Consider the following 17908-nt stretch of genomic DNA (forward strand, 5'->3'; position numbering starts at 1 on the left):
TTGGAGATTTAAAGAATGAAAAAATCGCTATTAGCAGTTGCAGCTATCGGTGCTTTCGCATCTGCTGCTCAAGCTCAGTCCAGCGTAACCGTTTACGGTATCTTGGACGTTGGTTACATCGGTGGCAACACTAGTGTTCAAAACTCTGCTGGTACAGCTGGTTACAACCAAGGTACAGCTAAATCAACAGTTAGTCAGTTTGGCCAAGGCGCAGAACAAACTAACCGCTTGGGCTTCAAGGGCGTTGAAGATTTAGGTGGCGGCACATCAGCGTTCTTCACTGCTGAGTTCTACCTCTACCCACAGGACCAAACTTTGTCTGGTAACACAGCTGGTGGTTTGAACAACCGTCAAACATTTGTTGGTTTGAAAAAGAATGGCATTGGTCAAACAGCTATTGGTTTGCAATACACACCAATCTTTAATGCTGCTGCTGCGACTGACGTTGGCCAGTTGAACAACATGACTGGTAACGTAATTTACGCTGGTTCTACAGGTATTACTTCTGGCCAAGCTGGAACAAATAACTTAGGCTTTACTAACCGCACAGCTAACACATTGAGCGTTAAGTCTGACACGTTTGCTGGTTTCTCTGCAAGCGCAATCTACACATTAAACAACAAGAACCAAACTGAAACTGGTGTTGGAACAGGTACTACTACCGGCGGCAATACAAACGCTAGTGGTTGGGGTATCGGCGCTGATTACACACACAACAAGTTCTACATCACTGCTGCCTACCAAGCTTTGAAGCAGTTAACTACATCTAATGATGTGACAGCAATCTGGGCTAACCAACAGGCTAGCGGTGCTACTGCAGCCCCTGTGGCCGCTACTGCTGGTTCAATTTCTGGCACAGCTTCTAACGTGCAAGATAACCAGTTCTACGCTGGTACAACTTATGACTTCGGTATCTTGAAGGCATATGCTCAGTACGTATCACGTAAAGCAACTGATACTCTTAACACTAACTACTACGGTAAGCGTTCTGCTGAGCAGATCGGTGTTCGTGCCTACATCACTCCAACAATCGAAGCTTGGGGATCTGCTGGTTTGGGTCGTTACACAACGTTTGGCACAACTCAGCCAACAGCTAACTTTAGCGGCTGGCAGTTGGGTTCTAACTACTACTTGAGCAAGCGTACGAACTTGTACGCTATCTACGGTTCAACAGTAACATCTACCGCTAACACAGCTAATGGTGCAACTGTTGGTGGTAGCATGAACAACTACGCAGTTGGCGTACGTCACACTTTCTAATTGGATGCTAGCTTAGGCTAGTTAGTAATTAGTTTGGTATTAAATTAACCCACTGTGGAAACACGGTGGGTTTTTTCTTTTGTTGTCACGAAGATTTAATTTAAAAGACGGCTCCCAAACTAAGCAATATTGCATCATTGCTTGAAAACTCTAAGTAGATGCACTTAGATTGAGCATTTTCTATAGATTAAAGGCGAAAAGTCTGCTAAAAAGTGGATAGATCAATAGCGCGTTCACCCTCAGTTGGAAATGTGCGAATAGATTAAATTCATCAGTAATGAAAAATAAAGGTTAAAAATGTTGAAAAGAACACAGAGCAGTTCACTTTTCTCTAAGTCAGCACCATTTGTACTGCTTGCTTCGCTAGTTTTTGCATCTAGTGCATATGCTGCTAGCGCAACCATGGATAAAATGAAATCCTCTGGTGCGGTCACCATGGGGGTTCGTGAATCCTCAATACCAATGTCCTATACCACTGGCGATAGCCGTTTTGACGGCTATCACGTCGAAATTTGCCGGATGATTTTGGCTGACATTAAAGATAAGCTTGGAATGAGTACGCTGCGTATCAATTATCAGCCTGTTACCTCCCAAAATCGTGTGCCCTTGGTTCAAAATGGCACCGTAGATATTGAGTGCGGCACAACAACCAATAACGTAAACCGTGCAAAAGATGTTGGCTTTGCAAATACGCTTTATGTGGAAGAGGTTCGTATTGCCGTAAAGGCAAATTCAGGAATTAAATCGATTGCTGACTTAAACGGTAAAAAAGTAGCAACTACTACAGGTACTACCTCTGTGCAGCTCTTGCGCAAAAATGAAAAAGCGACTGGCGTTAATTTTGATGAAGTATTTGGAAAAGACCATGCCGATAGTTTCTTATTGCTGGAGTCTGGACGCGCCGACGCATTTGTCATGGATGGATCTATTTTGGCTGGAAATATTGCCAACTCTAAGAATCCAAAAGATTACAAAATTGTTGGTGAAGTTTTAAGTACAGAGCCAATTGCCATCATGGTTCCTAAAAATGACCCTGAGTTTAAGGCTGCTGTAAATGCGGCAATTGCGAAGATTGTTGCGAATGGCAAAATGCCTGGACTGTGGAATAAGTGGTTCTTGTCACCAATTCCACCAAAAAATATCGTAGTTGGCCTTGAGTTATCTCCAGCAACTAAAAATGCTTGGGCCAATTTGAATGACAAGCCTGCAGAAGACTACAACAAGAAGTAATCAATAAAAAATAAGTTTCTACTATGTCATTAGATTTAGGTGTCTTTTGTAAGAGCACCTTAGATGGAGAAGCGGTTGATCACTGCTTCTCCTCATTATTTGGGCTTGGGAAAAATGCTGACCCAAGTTACTTGGATTGGCTTTTCAAGGCCTGGGGTTGGACCTTAGCGGTCGCTATCTTAGGCCTGGCTATTGCCTTGGTCTTGGGTGCGGTGATGGGAACATTTCGCACGCTGCCACAGACCGGCACTTTAAACAAATGGTTGGTGCGATTTTCAACAGCGTGGGTTGAGCTCTTTAGAAACATTCCCATTCTCGTGCAGGTATTTCTTTGGTATCACGTGATTCCTGCTTTTATCTTACCTTTAAAGGCTTTGCCTTCTTATTGGTTGGTCAGTATTGCGCTAGGCTTTTTTACCTCTGCGCGTATTGCTGAGCAAGTGAGGGCGGGGATTCAGGCGCTACCAAGTGGTCAGCGCATGGCAGCAACTGCTTTAGGCCTGACGACCGCTCAAAGTTATCGATATGTCATTTTGCCGATGGCATTGCGTATTGTTATTCCTCCGCTCACCTCCGAAAGCATGAATCTGATTAAGAATTCATCCGTGGCGTTTGCAGTATCAGTTCCTGAGCTCACCTTATTTGCAATGCAAGCTCAAGAAGAAACATCGCATGGTGTGGAGATCTATTTAGCAGTGACATTCTTATATGCTTTATCTGCATTTGCCGTAAATCGTGTGATGGCACTGATTGAAAAAAGAACTCGTATACCCGGCTTCATTGTGGCTTCTAGCGATGCGGGGGCTCACTAAATGTTTAGTCTGGATCTAAGTTTCTATAACTGGGAACTGTTTACTAATTACATCCTTAAGGGCTTGCTCTTCAGTGTGCAGCTAACGGTGCTTGCCACTATTGGCGGAATAATATTTGGTACGTTCTTGGCGCTGATGCGTTTATCTGGGAAGCCATCATTGGCATATCCAGCCACTTTTTACGTCAACACCATGCGTTCAATTCCATTGGTGATGGTTATCCTCTGGTTCTTCCTTTTAATACCAATGCTGATTGGTAAACCCATTGGTGCTGACTTATCCGCCACCATTACCTTCATTGCATTTGAGGCTGCCTTTTTTTCGGAGATTGTGAGGGCTGGAATTCAGTCAGTTCCAAAGGGGCAGGCATATGCAGCGGAAGCCTTAGGAATGACTTACGGGCAAAACATGCGCTTTATTATTCTTCCACAAGCCTTTAGAAACATGATTCCCGTCTTTATGACGCAAACCATTGTTTTATTTCAAGATACATCCTTGGTTTATGCAATTGGTGCTTATGATTTACTCAAGGGCTTTGAGATTGCAGGTAAAAATTATGGCCGTCCAATAGAGACTTACCTCTTGGCTGCTTTTACGTATTTCCTCATTTGTTTCTCGCTGTCTAAGGTGGTACGCAAGATTCATGCCAAAGTCGCCATCATTCGTTAATTATTTTTTAAGTTACTAATACATCATGATTGAACTTCGTAACGTATCAAAGTGGTACGGCTCCTTTCAAGTGCTGACTGATTGCAGTGCAACGATCCAGAAGGGAGAGGTGGTAGTTATCTGTGGACCATCAGGCTCAGGTAAATCGACTTTAATTAAGACAATTAATGCATTAGAGCCATTTCAAAAAGGTGAAATATCGGTTGATGGAGTCCAGTTACATGACCCAAAAACTAACCTACCCAAGCTACGCGCTAGAGTGGGTATGGTATTTCAGCACTTCGAGCTTTTTCCACATTTAAGCGTTTCAGAAAATTTAACGCTTGCGCAAATGAAGGTGTTAGGAAGAGCCACCGATGAAGCAAACAAGCATGGGCTTAAGTATTTAGAGCGTGTGGGGTTGCTAGCACAGAAAGATAAATTTCCAGGCCAGTTATCCGGCGGTCAGCAACAGCGCGTTGCCATTGCCAGGGCTTTAAGTATGGACCCGATAGTGATGTTATTTGATGAACCTACTTCTGCCCTGGATCCCGAAATGGTCGGTGAAGTTTTGGATGTGATGGTTAAGCTTGCTAACGAAGGCATGACAATGTGCTGCGTTACACACGAGATGGGTTTTGCTAGAAAGGTGAGTCATCGTGTGATCTTCATGGATCAAGGGCGCATCGTTGAAGACTGCAGCAAAGCAGAATTTTTTGATAATCCTGAGGCTCGCTCACCAAGAGCAAAAGAGTTCCTATCAAAAATACTGGCCCATTAGCCTTTAGCAAAGCCACCCATTAGTTAGTAAGCTGTTTTGGTTTTGGGCGCTTTCCAGTTTGAGCTATTAGCTCCATTTCTTTGCCTTTGCGCAGAATCGTGAGCTTGGCGTCATTGCCTGGACTAATTTGAGCAATTTGATTCAGTAGGCTCCGCACATCCTTAATTGGATTGCCGTTTACCGTAATCAGCACATCTCCTGGCTTTATCCCTCCACGTGCTGCAGGGCCATTCTCAAGCACGCCGGATATGAGAACGCCTTCAGTATTGGCAGGCAGTCCTAGGGACTCTGAGAGCTCTTTGGAGAGGTTCTGAGGCTCGACTCCTATCCACCCCCTAGTAACGCTGCCATTGGCTAGGATGGACTCCATGACTTGCTTAGCAAGATTGACGGGGATCGCAAAGCCAATGCCCATAGACCCGCCATTATTTGAGTAGATCGCGGTGTTTATGCCAATCAGATTCCCGCGAGTATCAATCAGTGCGCCACCAGAATTTCCGGGGTTAATTGCTGCGTCGGTTTGAATAAAGTTTTCAAAGGTATTGATGCCCACGTGGTCGCGACCTAATGCAGAAACAATCCCGGAAGTGACTGTTTGGCCGACGCCAAATGGATTGCCAATAGCTAGAACCACATCACCTACATGCACAGACTCAACTTTGCCCAGAGTGATTGGGGCGGGTAGTTTTTTGGCTTCAATTTTTAATACAGCAATGTCGGTTTCTGGATCGCTACCAATCACTTGCGCCTTTACTTTTCGACCATCTGATAAAGCCACATCAATATCATCCGCATCGCTAATGACATGATGGTTAGTCAGGATGTAGCCTTCGGGGCTAACTAAGACTCCTGACCCTAGGCTTGAACTGGGCTCTTCCTCTGGCGGCTGATCCCCAAAAAAGAATTTAAATAAAGGATCTGCAGAATTTGGGCTTCCACCCTTTCGAGTCTTTGGCTTAGCGGAGGCTTTGCTTGTAAAAATGTTGACGACCGCTGGCATTGAGCGCTTCACAGCCTCGTGATACGAACCAGGGCTCAGTTGCCCGTCATAGTTGCTTTCTTTTAGCGAGACCGTATCAACCAAAGAACCTACCCTAGACTCTGAAAGCCACTCGGGTTTTAAGGTGGCAACAATAAACAAGGCTGCCAACATCACAGTAACGGCTTGCGCAAATAAGAGCCAATATTTTTGGAGGGAAGAATACATCTGGATCGTTTTATTGGCGAATTTGTTGAATGAGGAAATCTTCCAAAGCCCTGATAGGCTCTAAGTCATCAAATAAGATTGTTTTAGATTCCGCAATCTTTTCTTTATAGGAATTTAGTAAATGTTGGTTTTGAATTAACTCTACTACCAAATCAACATAAGCACTATTCGATTGACACACAAGGTCTTCAAGCCCAATGCGATTGAGGATTGCACTAGCAAGCCGACCCCGCATTCTGCTGCCCTCAATGGTGACTATGGGCAAGTCGCATATTAAAGCTTGCATCGCTGTATTGAATCCTGAAAATCCTATAGTGTCTAAATATAAGGCTGCTTTTTGCATAAGCCCGTAAAACTCTTCCTTTCGAAGAAAGGGAATGAAGCGCAGAAATTGGCTGGCATCGAGTTTTGCATTAGCAAAGGCAGTCTGAAGCCGCTCTTTCAAAAGTGCGGTGAGATTTTCATCAAAGTCAAAGAAGATAAATTGACATTGGCCTAGTCTCTTGGCAATTTCTACAAAAATAGAATCATGATTTGGGTCGTACTTAGAGGGCGAGCCCGCGCATAAGAGTATTGGGAGAGTCGGATCGATCCCAAGGCTGGCTAGATCAGGAGCCATCGCCACCACTTTTTCTTGTTGAATATAGGTTCCCAAGTTTGGCAACCGAACTAATGCCTCGCTATAAAGACTTTGTGCATTCTGGGGCTCTAGAAGTTTGGCTGATAGGTAGAAGTCTATTGTGGGGATACCTGTAGTTTCAGGATGACCCCAGCTAGCAATTTGAACAGGGGCTAAACGAAGGCAGGCGAGGGCCTTGCTAGTCATGTCCATGCCGATTTCTGGATAAAGCAGTACATCTAGATTCTGCTTCGCGATCACTTGAGCTGCCCTTTGAACAGAGTTACCGCAGTTGATATAGTTTGCAGTCTTCTCTTTGGCGAATTCTGTCTCGCCATCTTCTACGCCGTTGGTATTGAAGATTTGTATCTCAAATTGATCTGGGTTTAAGGACATTACCCAGCCCTTGGTGATGGCATCCCATACTGGATGTTTGCAAAAATACTGACTCACGATCCCTACCTTGATTTTTTGAGAATCTTCCGCTGTTACGGCAGACTGAATAAGGCTATTTTGAATAATCTTTGCGTGCTCTACGCAAATTTTTCCATACTGGCTCAATAGGGAAACGTTATTTTCATCTTGGTAGGCCAAATAGAAAGGATGCTTACCAAGAAGGCCCTCTATTTTTCCTGCCGCCCCTCTTTTAGAAGTCGTCCCCTCCAATATATCCAGCTGCCTTGTAAAAGTTTTCCTTGATTCTTGCAATTCTTCTTTGCTTTTGTAGACCTTAGGTAATTGGGCAATAGCTAATGCAAATTGTGCTTCGATATTTTGAGGATTGAGCTCTAGTGATTTGGCCAAATACGTTTTTGCAAGATCAGCATCGCCAGTGTCGTAATAGATTTCACCTAATAAATAGTAGGTTTGCGGATGATGTGAATTGATCTTCAATGCATGCTGATAACAATCGATAGCTGTGTTGAACTGTTTTGCTTTTTTAAGACTGTTGCCAAAATTTAAACACGCATCTAAATAGCTACTATTAATTTGCAGAGCGCGCTCAAAACATTGAAATGCATCTTGATACAGATCTAATTGAGTAAGCGCATTTCCTAGGTTATTCCATGCAGCTGATAGATTGGTATTGAGTGCCAAGGCTTTTTCAAAAAGAGGTATCGCCTTTTGGGGGCTTCCCTCTTCCAGGATGATGACACCTTGATTGCTAAAGGCTTCGGCATAGTCGGGGCGCAGTAAAAGAGCTTGTTGATAAGCGCCAATGGCTTCCAGATTTCTATCTAAACCCTTTAAAGCATTGCCGCGATTATTGTGCGTCTCCGGAATGTTGGGATTGCTGGTAATAGCTAAATCAAAACACTCTAGTGCCGATTGAAAATCTAATAATGCGTTATGTGTAAGCCCAAGATTGCTTAATGTTTGTGCTGAGTGAGGTGCCAGTTCATTTGCGCTGTTGAGAAAGCGTAATGCATTTTGGTATTCATTTTTTTGATATGCGCGGATGCCTAAAATATTTAGGACATCAACGTTCTTTACATCAAGTAAGTGCGCTTCTAAAAAAAAGCTATCTGCCTCTTCAGACTTTCCTTGTTGTAGCAATCGCAAACCATTTTGAAAAATGAGTTGCGATTGCTCCCGCGCTTCTTGATGAGAATAATTGGACAAATTATTTTTTTAGACTGTCACGAATTTCGCGGAGCAGCACTACATCCTCTGGCACAGGTGGGGGAGGGGGAGCATCCATCAAACGAATCTTATTAACTACTTTGACCATTTGGAAGATGACAAAGGCTAAAAGGATGAAATTGATGGAGATGGTGATGAAGTTTCCGTAGGCAAAAATCGGTACTCCTGCCTTTTTGAGGGCATCAAATGTTCTAGGTACCCCCTCTGGGACATGTCCTAGGACGATAAATAGGTTGGTAAAGTCGATATGACCTCCCAAAAGGGTTGAAATAACAGGCATAACGATGTCATTTACCAGGGAATCTACGATTTTCCCAAAGGCGCCGCCAATAATGACACCCACCGCCAAATCGATCACATTGCCCTTGACGGCAAAGTCCCGAAACTCCTTTAAAACGCTCATAAATGCCTTCCTTTTAATTTAGATCCCGTTTAACCCGAGATTAACCCCATAACTTTCTTGCTTACCCCACTTTTTACTTTAAAATCCTACCTTTAAGCAATTTCCACCCATAAATACCCTTTTTAGGAATTTTGTAAATGAGTGACAAGCCCTGTATGGACAAGGATCGCCGTAACTGGTTGATCGCCACATCGGCGGTTGGTGGCGTAGGTGCAGCCGCAGCCCTTTACCCTTTTGTAGACAGTTTTGAGCCTTCTGAGCGCGCAAAAGCCGCTGGAGCTGCTGTTGAAATCGATATCTCTGGTATGCAGCCAGATGAAATGAGAATGGTGGAGTGGCGCGGTAAGCCTGTTTGGGTAGTTCGTCGTACGCCTGAGCAAGTTGCTGAGTTGTCCAAAATTGATAGCGAATTGGCTGATCCGAATTCATTGCGTGACCCATCCCAATTCACGCCTCCTTATGCCCAGAATCAGTGGCGCTCTATCAAGCCTGAGTACCTGGTAGTGGTTGGTATTTGCACCCACTTGGGATGCTCTCCTAATGCTAAGTTTGAGGCTGGTCCTCAGCCATCCCTGCCAAACACTTGGCCAGGCGGCTTCCTTTGCCCATGCCATGGTTCTACATTCGATATGGCAGGCCGTGTATTTAAGAACAAACCAGCCCCAGATAACCTTGAAGTGCCGCCACATATGTATTTGAGCGACACCAAGATTCTGGTTGGCGAAGACAAGAAGGCCTAAGGAGAGATAAATGGCATTCCAAGAAAAACAAGTCCCAGCAGACGCCTCCGCAGCCCAAAAGTTAATGGCTTGGGTTGACTCACGTCTACCCGTAACAGAAGCATTTAAGCGTCACATGAGCGAGTATTACGCGCCAAAGAATTTAAATTTCTTCTACATTTTTGGCGCATTAGCTATCGTAGTTTTAGTAAATCAGATACTGACCGGTATTTTCTTGACCATGAACTACAAGCCTGATGCTGCGAAGGCTTTTGAATCAGTTGAATACATCATGCGTGAAGTTCCATGGGGCTGGGTGATTCGCTATATGCACTCCACTGGCGCCTCTATGTTCTTTGTGGTGGTTTATATGCATATGTTCCGTGGTTTGATCTACGGTTCTTATCGCAAACCACGTGAGCTCATTTGGATCTTCGGTTGCGCAATTTTCTTGTGTTTGATGGGTGAAGCATTCTTCGGTTACTTGCTCCCATGGGGTCAAATGTCCTATTGGGGCGCTCAAGTGATCGTGAACTTATTCTCTGCAATTCCATTCATTGGCCCAGATCTATCTTTATGGCTTCGTGGCGACTATGTTGTGGGCGATGCAACCCTCAATCGCTTCTTTGCATTCCATGTGATTGCAATTCCATTGGTATTGGTTGGCTTGGTTGCAGCCCATATTTTGGCTCTGCATGAAGTGGGTTCAAACAATCCAGATGGCGTTGAAATTAAAGAGAACTTAGATACGAATGGCCATCCTGTTGATGGCATCCCATTCCATCCTTATTACAGCGTGCATGATGTAATGTATTTGGGTGGATTCTTGATGGTGTTTGCATGTATCGTGTTCTTTGCACCAGAGATGGGCGGTTACTTCCTCGAGGCAAATAACTTCGTTCCGGCGAACCCATTCCAAACACCTCCGCACATTGCTCCTGTTTGGTATTTCACGCCTTTCTACTCAATGTTGCGTGCAACTACAACGAACTTCTTGCTGCCTTTATGGATCTTCTTGGCAGTCATTCTCGGAATGTTTGCTCTGAAGAGTAAAAATCTCAAGGTGAAGGGCGCATGCGCTGCAATCGCTCTCGTCTTGGCAGCTGGCTTCTACTTATTTGATGCTAAGTTCTGGGGTGTTGTGATCATGGGCGGTTCTGTTGTGATCATGTTCTTCTTGCCTTGGCTTGATCACTCACCTGTGAAATCTATCCGCTATCGCCCAGATTTCCATAAGTATATTTATGGTGTATTTGTGGTGAGTTTTGTGATCTTGGGTTACTTAGGTATTCAGCCACCATCACCAGTGTTTGAAAAGATTTCTCAGGTATGCACTATTTATTATCTGGGCTTCTTCTTAGGAATGCCGTTCTGGAGCACGCTTGGTAAATTTAAGCCAGTTCCAACACGCGTTACTTTTAAGTCCCATTAATTCACGCCTGAGATACTGGCAAAGAGAACTTAGGAATTAGTATGAAACAAATTCTGCAAACTTTGATGGGCGTCTGCCAAGCAACAGTATTGGTTGCGGCCCTGAGCTTTGGCGTGAATGCCAATGCAAATGAGGGTGGCTTTCCTTTGGATCAAGCCCCCAACCGCGTTAGTAACAATGCCTCATTGCAAAACGGTGCAAAATTATTTGTGAACTACTGCTTGAACTGCCATGCAGCCGCAAGCATGCGTTACAACCGGTTGCGCGATATTGGTTTGACCGATCAACAAATCAAAGATAACCTCATTTTGACTGATGCCAAAGTGGGTGACTTGATGACCATCTCGATGACACCAAAAGAAGCTAAAGCTTGGTTTGGTAAGACACCACCTGACTTATCAGTTGAGGCGCGTGCTCGTGGAGCGGACTGGCTTTACACCTACTTCCGCACTTTCTACAAAGACGACACGACACAAACTGGTTGGAATAATTTGGTCTATCCTAAAGTCGGTATGCCACACGTTCTCTGGCAGTTGCAAGGCGAGCGTGCTGCCAAGTTTGAAGAGCACAAAGACCCACATGACCCAAGCAGAACAGAAGAAGTCTTTGTTGGCTTTGAGCAGTTAACTCCCGGCAAAATGAGCACACAAGAGTATGACGACAATATCGCCGACTTAGTCGCTTTCATGTCATGGATGGCTGAGCCAGTTCAGTTGGAGCGTAAGCGTCTTGGTGTAGTAGTGCTCTTGTTCTTGGCAATCTTTACCCTGTTGGCTTGGCGTTTGAATAAAGCCTATTGGAAAGATATTCACTAATTGAATTTGATGGGTCCTAAAGCTAGGGTCTATTGGTGAAAAGATTTAACGCTGTTGTGCGTTTGTTGTATTGAAGTAGAAATTTAAGGAAATAAATTTATGATGGTGTTGTACTCGGGTACTAACTGCCCATTCTCGCAACGCTGCCGTTTGGTGCTTTTTGAAAAAGGCATGGATTTTGAAATCCGCGATGTCGACTTGTTTAATAAGCCTGAAGATATTTCGGTAATGAACCCTTACGGCCAAGTACCTATCTTGGTTGAGCGTGATTTAATTTTGTACGAGTCAAACATCATCAATGAATATATTGATGAGCGTTTTCCTCACCCACAATTAATGCCGCCTGATCCAGTTGCACGTGCACGTGCACGCCTCTTCCTCTTCAATTTTGAGAAAGAATTGTTTGTGCACGTAGCTGCTCTGGAAAATGAAAAAGGTAAAGCAGCTGAAAAGACTCACGAAAAAGCGCGTTTAGCGATTCGTGATCGTTTGACTCAGTTGGCACCAATTTTTGTTAAAAACAAATACATGTTGGGTGATGAGTTCTCTATGCTGGACGTAGCGATTGCGCCATTGTTGTGGCGTCTTGAGCACTACGGCATTGATCTTTCTCGCAATGCAGCAGCTTTGCTGAAATACGCTGAGCGTATTTTTAGCAGACCTGCGTACATCGAGGCTTTGACTCCTTCTGAGAAGGTAATGCGCCGCTAAGTATTTTTAGCGGTACATGACTCGTCGGCATGTCTGACATTCCAAGTAATAAACCATATCTAATCCGTGCCCTACATCAGTGGTGCACGGATTTTGGTTTTACGCCCTTCATAGCGGTTTTTGTGGACGCTAGGGTAGAGGTACCCATGGAGTTTGTGAAGAACGATGAGATCGTTCTGAATCTTTCCCTTGAGGCATGCCATCAACTGGCGATAGAAAACGATTGGATAAGCTTCCAGGCAAGATTTGGCGGTATTCCAAGAAAGATCATGGTCCCGGTCAGCCATGTTCTAGCAATCTATGCCAGGGAAAATGGTCAGGGTATGTCTTTTCCGTTTGATCCAGCTCAGGCCCAAGATCTTCATATTGCTGACGCAGCAGATCATGCCCCTGAAAAGCCGAAAACCTCAAGACCGTCCTTGAAGATTGTGAAATAGGTTAAAATATCTTCCGTGCCCCTTTAGCTCATCTGGTAGAGCAACTGATTTGTAATCAGTAGGTGGTCTGTTCGAGTCGGACAAGGGGCACCATCTTTCTAAGCAAACACCTTAAGTTGGCTTCAATAATTTCCCAATTCATTCTCTTTATATTTCCTCGTTAGGAACAAGTGAATCAGGCCGTTCAAATTCTGCTAAAAAATGCGACTGCTCATATCCAGGCAAAAGAATTTAGTCTGGCAAAAGAATTGCTGCTAAAGGCAAATGGTATGGATCCTCAAGATCCCAGCCCATTGAGATTCATGGCAATCATCGCCGCAATGGAATTTCAATTTCATGATGCACTCAGACTTATTGATCAGGCAATTGATCTTGATCCCGGCAATGGAGTTGCTTATAGCAATCGTGGAAATATCCTAAAAGAGCTTGGTCGTCATGAAGAGGCGCTGGATGCCTTAGATATAGCTATCAAATATCTACCCACTTATGCCGAGGCGTTCAACAATAAGGGCAATGTTCTGCAAGAGCGTGGGGATTATGAAGATGCCCTCAGTTGGTTTGATAAGGCAATATCCTTGCAGCCAAATTATGCCCAGGCATATAGCAATAAAGGGAATTGTTTTGTTAAGTTGCAAAGGTATGAAGATGCAATGGGATGCTATAACATAGCTACATCTATTAATCCTCAATATGCGGATTGTTATTGGGCTAAGGCTGCACTCCAGCTATCTTTGGGAGATTTTGATAATGGCTGGCAAAACTATGAGTCTCGTTGGTTTATAGATAGCCCAGCTGCTTTTTTGCATCACAAAATACCAAGACTCGAAAGTCTCGATAATATTGCGGGTAAAAAAGTTCTTATTTGGGCCGAACAGGGTCTGGGCGATGCCTTACAGTTTTGTCGCTATATAAAACCTCTATTTGATCTTGGTGCGCGGATTACATTTAGAGTGCCTGCTCAGCTTCTCAATCTATTGGGAGTGCTAACAAAATTCTGCAATCTGGTTGCAATTGATGATTTTAGGAATGATGGGTTTGATTTTCAGTCACCCTTGTTGAGCCTGCCTTTGTTGTTTAAAACAGATCTAGACTCAATTCCTAATCAGATTCCTTATTTAGATGTTAATCAAGCGCAGAGGAGCGCTTATGAACAAGGGATCGTAAACAAGCAAAACCTTCGAGTAGGGTTAATTTGGAATGGCGGCTTTAGGGCTGAGCATCCTGAGCTGTGGGCGATTAATAAACGGCGAAATATTGAGCTCGATCAAATTGCAAAATTACAGGGCATTCCGGGAGTGGATTTTTATAGTCTGCAAAAAGGTGATCCAGCTGAATCAGAACTAGCCGCCAGAAAAGATCAAGTTTGGCCTGAGCTTATTAATTGTGTTCATTTACTCAATGACTTCTCAGATACTGCTGCGCTGATGGATTGCTTGGATCTGATTATTTCTGTAGATACCTCTTCAGCACATTTAGCTGGGGCGCTTGGTAAGCCGGTATGGATTCTCAATCGCTACGATTCTTGTTGGCGATGGTTAAGAGGTAGAGAGGATAGTCCTTGGTATCCAACAGCAAAAATCTATCAGCAAAAACAGCCGGGCAATTGGGATGAGGTCATTGCGCGTGTAAGGCTTGATTTGAATGACCTGGCACAAAAGAAGCGCGCAGCACTTTAAGTGTTGAGGTCAACTTTTTTGGTTTCTGGTAAATAAAAGAGCGCTGTTATGCCTGCGCTTGCCAAAAAAATAGTCGGATACCAAAGGCCGGCCGTAGCCGTTCCCCATTGTTGATTTAACCAAGTGACAATCAGGGGGAGTAGACCACCAATCCATCCGGCCGCTAAATTATGAGGAAGTGTTGCAGCGCTATTGCGTGATTTTGCTGGAAACAATTCTGCTAAAAACGCCGTTTGTGGGCCGACTACTAATGCCAAAGCAAGAGATAGGCACGCAAGAATTGCACTAATGAGCAGAAGATTTTCATTATTGCTTAGTTGTTGATATGAACTGCCTAAATACTGAAGTGCATTAAATGCTGGAATCGTAATTACCGCACCCAAAATGAGGCCGCTGACAACGATAGTCTTGCGTCCCACCTTATCAGAGAGCCAACCCGCAAACACTGTCAGCGGCAATAGGCAGAGTGTTGAATACAGGCTGAGTTGGTCGACGATTTCAGGCGGTAACTTGACGGATGTTTTTAAAAAGATTGCTGTGTAAATCTGTACACAGAAAAAAAGAACCGCACCACCAGATGAAATGCAAAAGAACAGTAAAAACATTCTTTTGCGCGTCTGAGGATCACGGAAATTACTTATTAAAGGATTCTCGAGCTTGTTGCTATTTTTGGAGAGTTCTAAAAATACCGGCGTTTCTTCTAAAGCCATTCGTGCTTTAAATGCGATTAACAACAGCACAATGGAAATCCAAAAAGGCACACGCCAACCCCAGGATTGAAATTCTTCTGGTGATAGGTAATTTCTGAGTAAGGCAATTTGCAGGGTCGAGAACAGAATGCCAAGCGGACCCATGAGTTGTAAGAAGCTCGTTTTAAATCCCCTATGCTCATTACCCGCATGCTCAGTGAGATAAACGGCGCTCCCACCGATCTCCCCACCAGCAGATAGCCCCTGAAGAAGGCGTAAAGCTACCAAGAGGATTGGCGCCCAAATTCCTGCTTGGGCATAGGTGGGTAAAAAGCCAACGCTAACAGTCGCAATCCCCATCAGGATAATGGTGATCATGAAGACTGGCTTACGGCCAATCCGATCGCCCATAGAGCCAAAAAGAGCGGCTCCAATAGGCCTAACCACCATCCCAACACCAAAGGTTGCCAAACTCGCTAAAAGGGCTGTATTGGGGTCGGTTGAGGGAAAGAATAGGGGGGCGAAAACTACTGCCAGGGTCGCAAAGGTCAAAAAGTCGTACCACTCTAAAAAGGTACCAAAGCAGGATGCAATGGCCACTTTTCGGTAGGAGTGATTATTCTGGTTCGACATTAAGTGATTGATTATATTAAGTTAATTCTATTTAAGGGATATATTTGTTGCAAAGCAGCAAAAACTTCTTGATTTGCCCTATTGCTTCAGTTACAGTTTCATGGTGCAGTGCAATATTTAAGGTATCTACAGTTTTCCATCTCTTAAATCGCGCGCTTAATTGACTAGTTGTACCACTTAATTTCTGGAGAAATACATGAACCAAGATCAAATCACCGCTAAATTGTCCCAAATTAACAGCAAAGGCCTCGAGGCTTCATTTTCTTTGAGCGAAGCTGCTTTGGAAAATGCTCAAAAATTGGCTGAGTTGAATTACGCAGCTTCTAAAGATGCATTGGTAAACGCTCAAGATGGTATTCAGCAAGTTTTGACAGCTAAAGATCCAAAGCAAGTTACTGAAATCTTTACTGCTGATTCTTTGCAAGCCGCTGGTAACCAAGCTGTTGCTTATCAAAAGAAAGTAAGCAAAGTATTGCGTGATGGCAATAAAGAGTTTTCAAACGTAGTTGATGCAAGCATCGACCAGTTGCAAGATGGCTTCCAGGATTGGCTCAATACCGTTACTGCTAATGCGCCTGCAGGTTCTGATGCTTTCTTGTCATCATTCAAAACTGTATACGGTAGCGCATTGCAAGGTTTCGAACAGTTTCGCGCTGCTAGTAAGGAAGCTTTTGTGAATGCAGAAAAAACTGCTGATCAAGCAATCGAAACTGTACAAGGTCAAATTGCCCAAGTTAAAAAAGCTGCTACACCTGCATCACGTAGCCGTAAATCTGCTTAAGCTAGAAGACTTAGATTCAGTAGTTAGAATAAAAAACCCCGCTTAGTGCAAACTAGGCGGGGTTTTTGTTTGTCTAAATTTTTTCAATATTTATTTAGGCTACTGGCTGCAATTATTCGAAGTCAGAAGACGATTCAATCAAGGGTGTAGCCAGATTTTTACTGGGTTTAACGCCTAACTCGCGCACTTTTTCAGCGGAACGAATGAGATTACCCTTGCCAGTTTTTAGCTTGTTGAATGCATCGTGATAGCTCGTTTGCGCTTGATCGAGACGTTGTCCAAGTTTCTCAAGATCATCTACAAAGCCAACAAACTTATCGTAAAGGTTGCCACATTGTTTTGCGATCTCTAGAGCATTTCTATTTTGATGATCTTGTCTCCACAGATGCGCTACTGTTCGCAGCGTCGCCATGAGAGTGCTTGGACATACCAACACAATATTTTTTGCCAGAGCTTCTTGATATAGATTGGGCGCAGTCTTTAATGCAAGCAAGAACGCTGGCTCAATGGGTACAAACATCAAAACAAAGTCAACTGAACCCACTCCATAAAGCGAGCTATAGTTCTTTCCAGATAGGCCTTGGATGTGTTGACGTAAAGACTGAATATGGGCAGCCAACTCTTGCTCAGCAACTACAGGATCCGTAGTTTCAGCATGACGGGCGTAAGCCGTTATAGATACTTTGCTATCAACAACCAGACTTCTACCTTCAGGTAGCTTAATTACTACGTCGGGCTGCAGACGGGATCCATCAGCTTGGGTGTGGCTATCTTGAACAAGGTATTCCTCTCCCTTGCGCAGGCCTGAGGATTCTAAAATGGATTCCAACACTAGCTCGCCCCAATTACCTTGAACCTTGGAGTCCCCCTTTAATGCTTGGGTTAAGGAGCGTGTTTCATCTGACATGCGCAGATTGAGATTAGCCAAGCGCTCGATTTCACTTTTGAGAGCATGACGCTCACGAGCTTCATTGCCATAAGAGGTGCTAACTTGCTCTTTAAATTCCGTAAGTTTAGTTTGCAGAGGTTTTAATAGAGCGTCTAGGCTTGCTGCATTTTGTTCGGTAAAGCGCTTAGACTTATCTTCCAGGATCTCGTTGGCTAAATTTTTGAACTGATTTGTTAAAGCCTCTTTAGCTTCATTAAGTGATTCAATTCTGCCTAGACCTTGTTTGCGTTCAGAGTCCAGCTCTGCTTCAAGGCGAATCGCGTTTTGTAATGCTTGGTCACGTTCGGTACGCAAGCTGAGCGCTAGAGCAAGATCTGTTTGGGCTTGTAGCTCAACGCGAGCAAGGGTAGAGCGCAGGTTTAACGCATAAACTAAAAGGCCTGCACAAACTCCAAATGGCAGGCCAAATAGTAGAAGAGAGCTTAAATCAAAGGTCACAGCTTCAAAGTCTCAGCGAAAAAC

Annotated in this window: 17 protein-coding genes and 1 tRNA gene; 13 read left to right on the plus strand and 5 right to left on the minus strand. The window is 44.0% G+C overall.

Features of this window, described 5'->3' with window-relative positions; all coding sequences use genetic code 11:
* The first annotated feature begins 15 nt into the window (after positions 1–15).
* The 5 genes from ICN37_RS00830 to ICN37_RS00850 all read left to right on the plus strand — a co-directional run bounded on the left by ICN37_RS00830 (position 16) and on the right by ICN37_RS00850 (position 4731).
* Entirely contained in the window at positions 16–1260 is a 1245-nt protein-coding gene (locus ICN37_RS00830) for a porin (protein ID WP_216154329.1), read from the plus strand.
* A gap of 297 nt (positions 1261–1557) precedes the next feature.
* Positions 1558–2490, plus strand: coding sequence for an amino acid ABC transporter substrate-binding protein (locus ICN37_RS00835; protein WP_255533268.1), 933 nt, complete (start codon positions 1558–1560; stop codon positions 2488–2490).
* A gap of 23 nt (positions 2491–2513) precedes the next feature.
* On the plus strand, positions 2514–3302 hold the full coding sequence (locus tag ICN37_RS00840) for an amino acid ABC transporter permease (RefSeq protein WP_216154330.1): 789 nt from the start codon (positions 2514–2516) through the stop codon (positions 3300–3302).
* A complete protein-coding gene (locus ICN37_RS00845) occupies positions 3303–3971 on the plus strand; it encodes an amino acid ABC transporter permease (protein ID WP_216154331.1) in 669 nt (222 codons plus the stop codon). It abuts the gene before it with no gap.
* Between the two features lie 25 nt (positions 3972–3996).
* Complete coding sequence (locus ICN37_RS00850; protein WP_216154332.1) at positions 3997–4731, plus strand: amino acid ABC transporter ATP-binding protein; 735 nt, start codon at positions 3997–3999, stop codon at positions 4729–4731.
* 19 nt (positions 4732–4750) lie between these two features.
* Here the strand turns inward: ICN37_RS00850 and ICN37_RS00855 are convergent, their stop codons facing one another.
* From ICN37_RS00855 to mscL, 3 genes are read right to left on the minus strand one after another with little or no spacing between them, the layout of a single operon-like run.
* Positions 4751–5938: a Do family serine endopeptidase gene (locus ICN37_RS00855; RefSeq protein ID WP_216154333.1), complete on the minus strand. Its 1188-nt coding sequence runs from the start codon at positions 5936–5938 to the stop codon at positions 4751–4753.
* Between the two features lie 10 nt (positions 5939–5948).
* Positions 5949–8180 carry a glycosyltransferase family 41 protein gene (locus ICN37_RS00860; RefSeq protein WP_216154334.1) on the minus strand — a complete coding sequence of 744 codons (2232 nt, stop codon included), beginning with the start codon at positions 8178–8180 and terminating at the stop codon, positions 5949–5951.
* Position 8181: 1 nt separating this feature from the next.
* A complete protein-coding gene (gene mscL / locus ICN37_RS00865; protein ID WP_215321324.1) occupies positions 8182–8604 on the minus strand; it encodes a large conductance mechanosensitive channel protein MscL in 423 nt (140 codons plus the stop codon).
* A 137-nt stretch (positions 8605–8741) separates the two neighbouring features.
* On the opposite strand from mscL, the gene petA reads away from it, so the two are divergent.
* From petA to ICN37_RS00900, 7 genes are all read left to right on the plus strand, one after another.
* Entirely contained in the window at positions 8742–9344 is a 603-nt protein-coding gene (gene petA / locus ICN37_RS00870) for a ubiquinol-cytochrome c reductase iron-sulfur subunit (protein ID WP_072584012.1), read from the plus strand.
* Positions 9345–9354: 10 nt separating this feature from the next.
* A complete protein-coding gene (locus ICN37_RS00875; RefSeq protein WP_216154335.1) occupies positions 9355–10755 on the plus strand; it encodes a cytochrome bc complex cytochrome b subunit in 1401 nt (466 codons plus the stop codon).
* A gap of 41 nt (positions 10756–10796) precedes the next feature.
* Complete coding sequence (locus ICN37_RS00880; protein WP_072584014.1) at positions 10797–11570, plus strand: cytochrome c1; 774 nt, start codon at positions 10797–10799, stop codon at positions 11568–11570.
* Between the two features lie 99 nt (positions 11571–11669).
* The gene (locus tag ICN37_RS00885; protein WP_028819209.1) at positions 11670–12281 is read left to right on the plus strand and encodes a glutathione S-transferase N-terminal domain-containing protein; all 612 of its coding nucleotides are present in this window, start codon (positions 11670–11672) and stop codon (positions 12279–12281) included.
* A gap of 29 nt (positions 12282–12310) precedes the next feature.
* A complete protein-coding gene (locus ICN37_RS00890) occupies positions 12311–12718 on the plus strand; it encodes a ClpXP protease specificity-enhancing factor (RefSeq protein WP_216154336.1) in 408 nt (135 codons plus the stop codon).
* Between the two features lie 17 nt (positions 12719–12735).
* Positions 12736–12811, plus strand: a tRNA-Thr gene (locus ICN37_RS00895).
* Positions 12812–12888: 77 nt separating this feature from the next.
* The gene (locus ICN37_RS00900; RefSeq protein WP_216154337.1) at positions 12889–14394 is read left to right on the plus strand and encodes a tetratricopeptide repeat protein; all 1506 of its coding nucleotides are present in this window, start codon (positions 12889–12891) and stop codon (positions 14392–14394) included.
* Here the strand turns inward: ICN37_RS00900 and ICN37_RS00905 are convergent.
* On the minus strand, positions 14391–15716 hold the full coding sequence (locus tag ICN37_RS00905; protein ID WP_216154338.1) for an MFS transporter: 1326 nt from the start codon (positions 15714–15716) through the stop codon (positions 14391–14393). The two genes, ICN37_RS00900 and ICN37_RS00905, sit on opposite strands and share 4 nt — an antisense overlap.
* A gap of 196 nt (positions 15717–15912) precedes the next feature.
* On the opposite strand from ICN37_RS00905, the gene ICN37_RS00910 reads away from it, so the two are divergent.
* A complete protein-coding gene (locus ICN37_RS00910; RefSeq protein ID WP_216154339.1) occupies positions 15913–16497 on the plus strand; it encodes a phasin family protein in 585 nt (194 codons plus the stop codon).
* A gap of 112 nt (positions 16498–16609) precedes the next feature.
* On the opposite strand, the gene rmuC is transcribed toward ICN37_RS00910, so the two are convergent.
* Entirely contained in the window at positions 16610–17884 is a 1275-nt protein-coding gene (gene rmuC / locus ICN37_RS00915; protein WP_216154340.1) for a DNA recombination protein RmuC, read from the minus strand.
* Positions 17885–17908 lie beyond the last annotated feature (24 nt).

The sequence above is a fragment of the Polynucleobacter sp. P1-05-14 genome (assembly GCF_018881675.1).
In the GTDB taxonomy this organism is placed as follows: domain Bacteria; phylum Pseudomonadota; class Gammaproteobacteria; order Burkholderiales; family Burkholderiaceae; genus Polynucleobacter.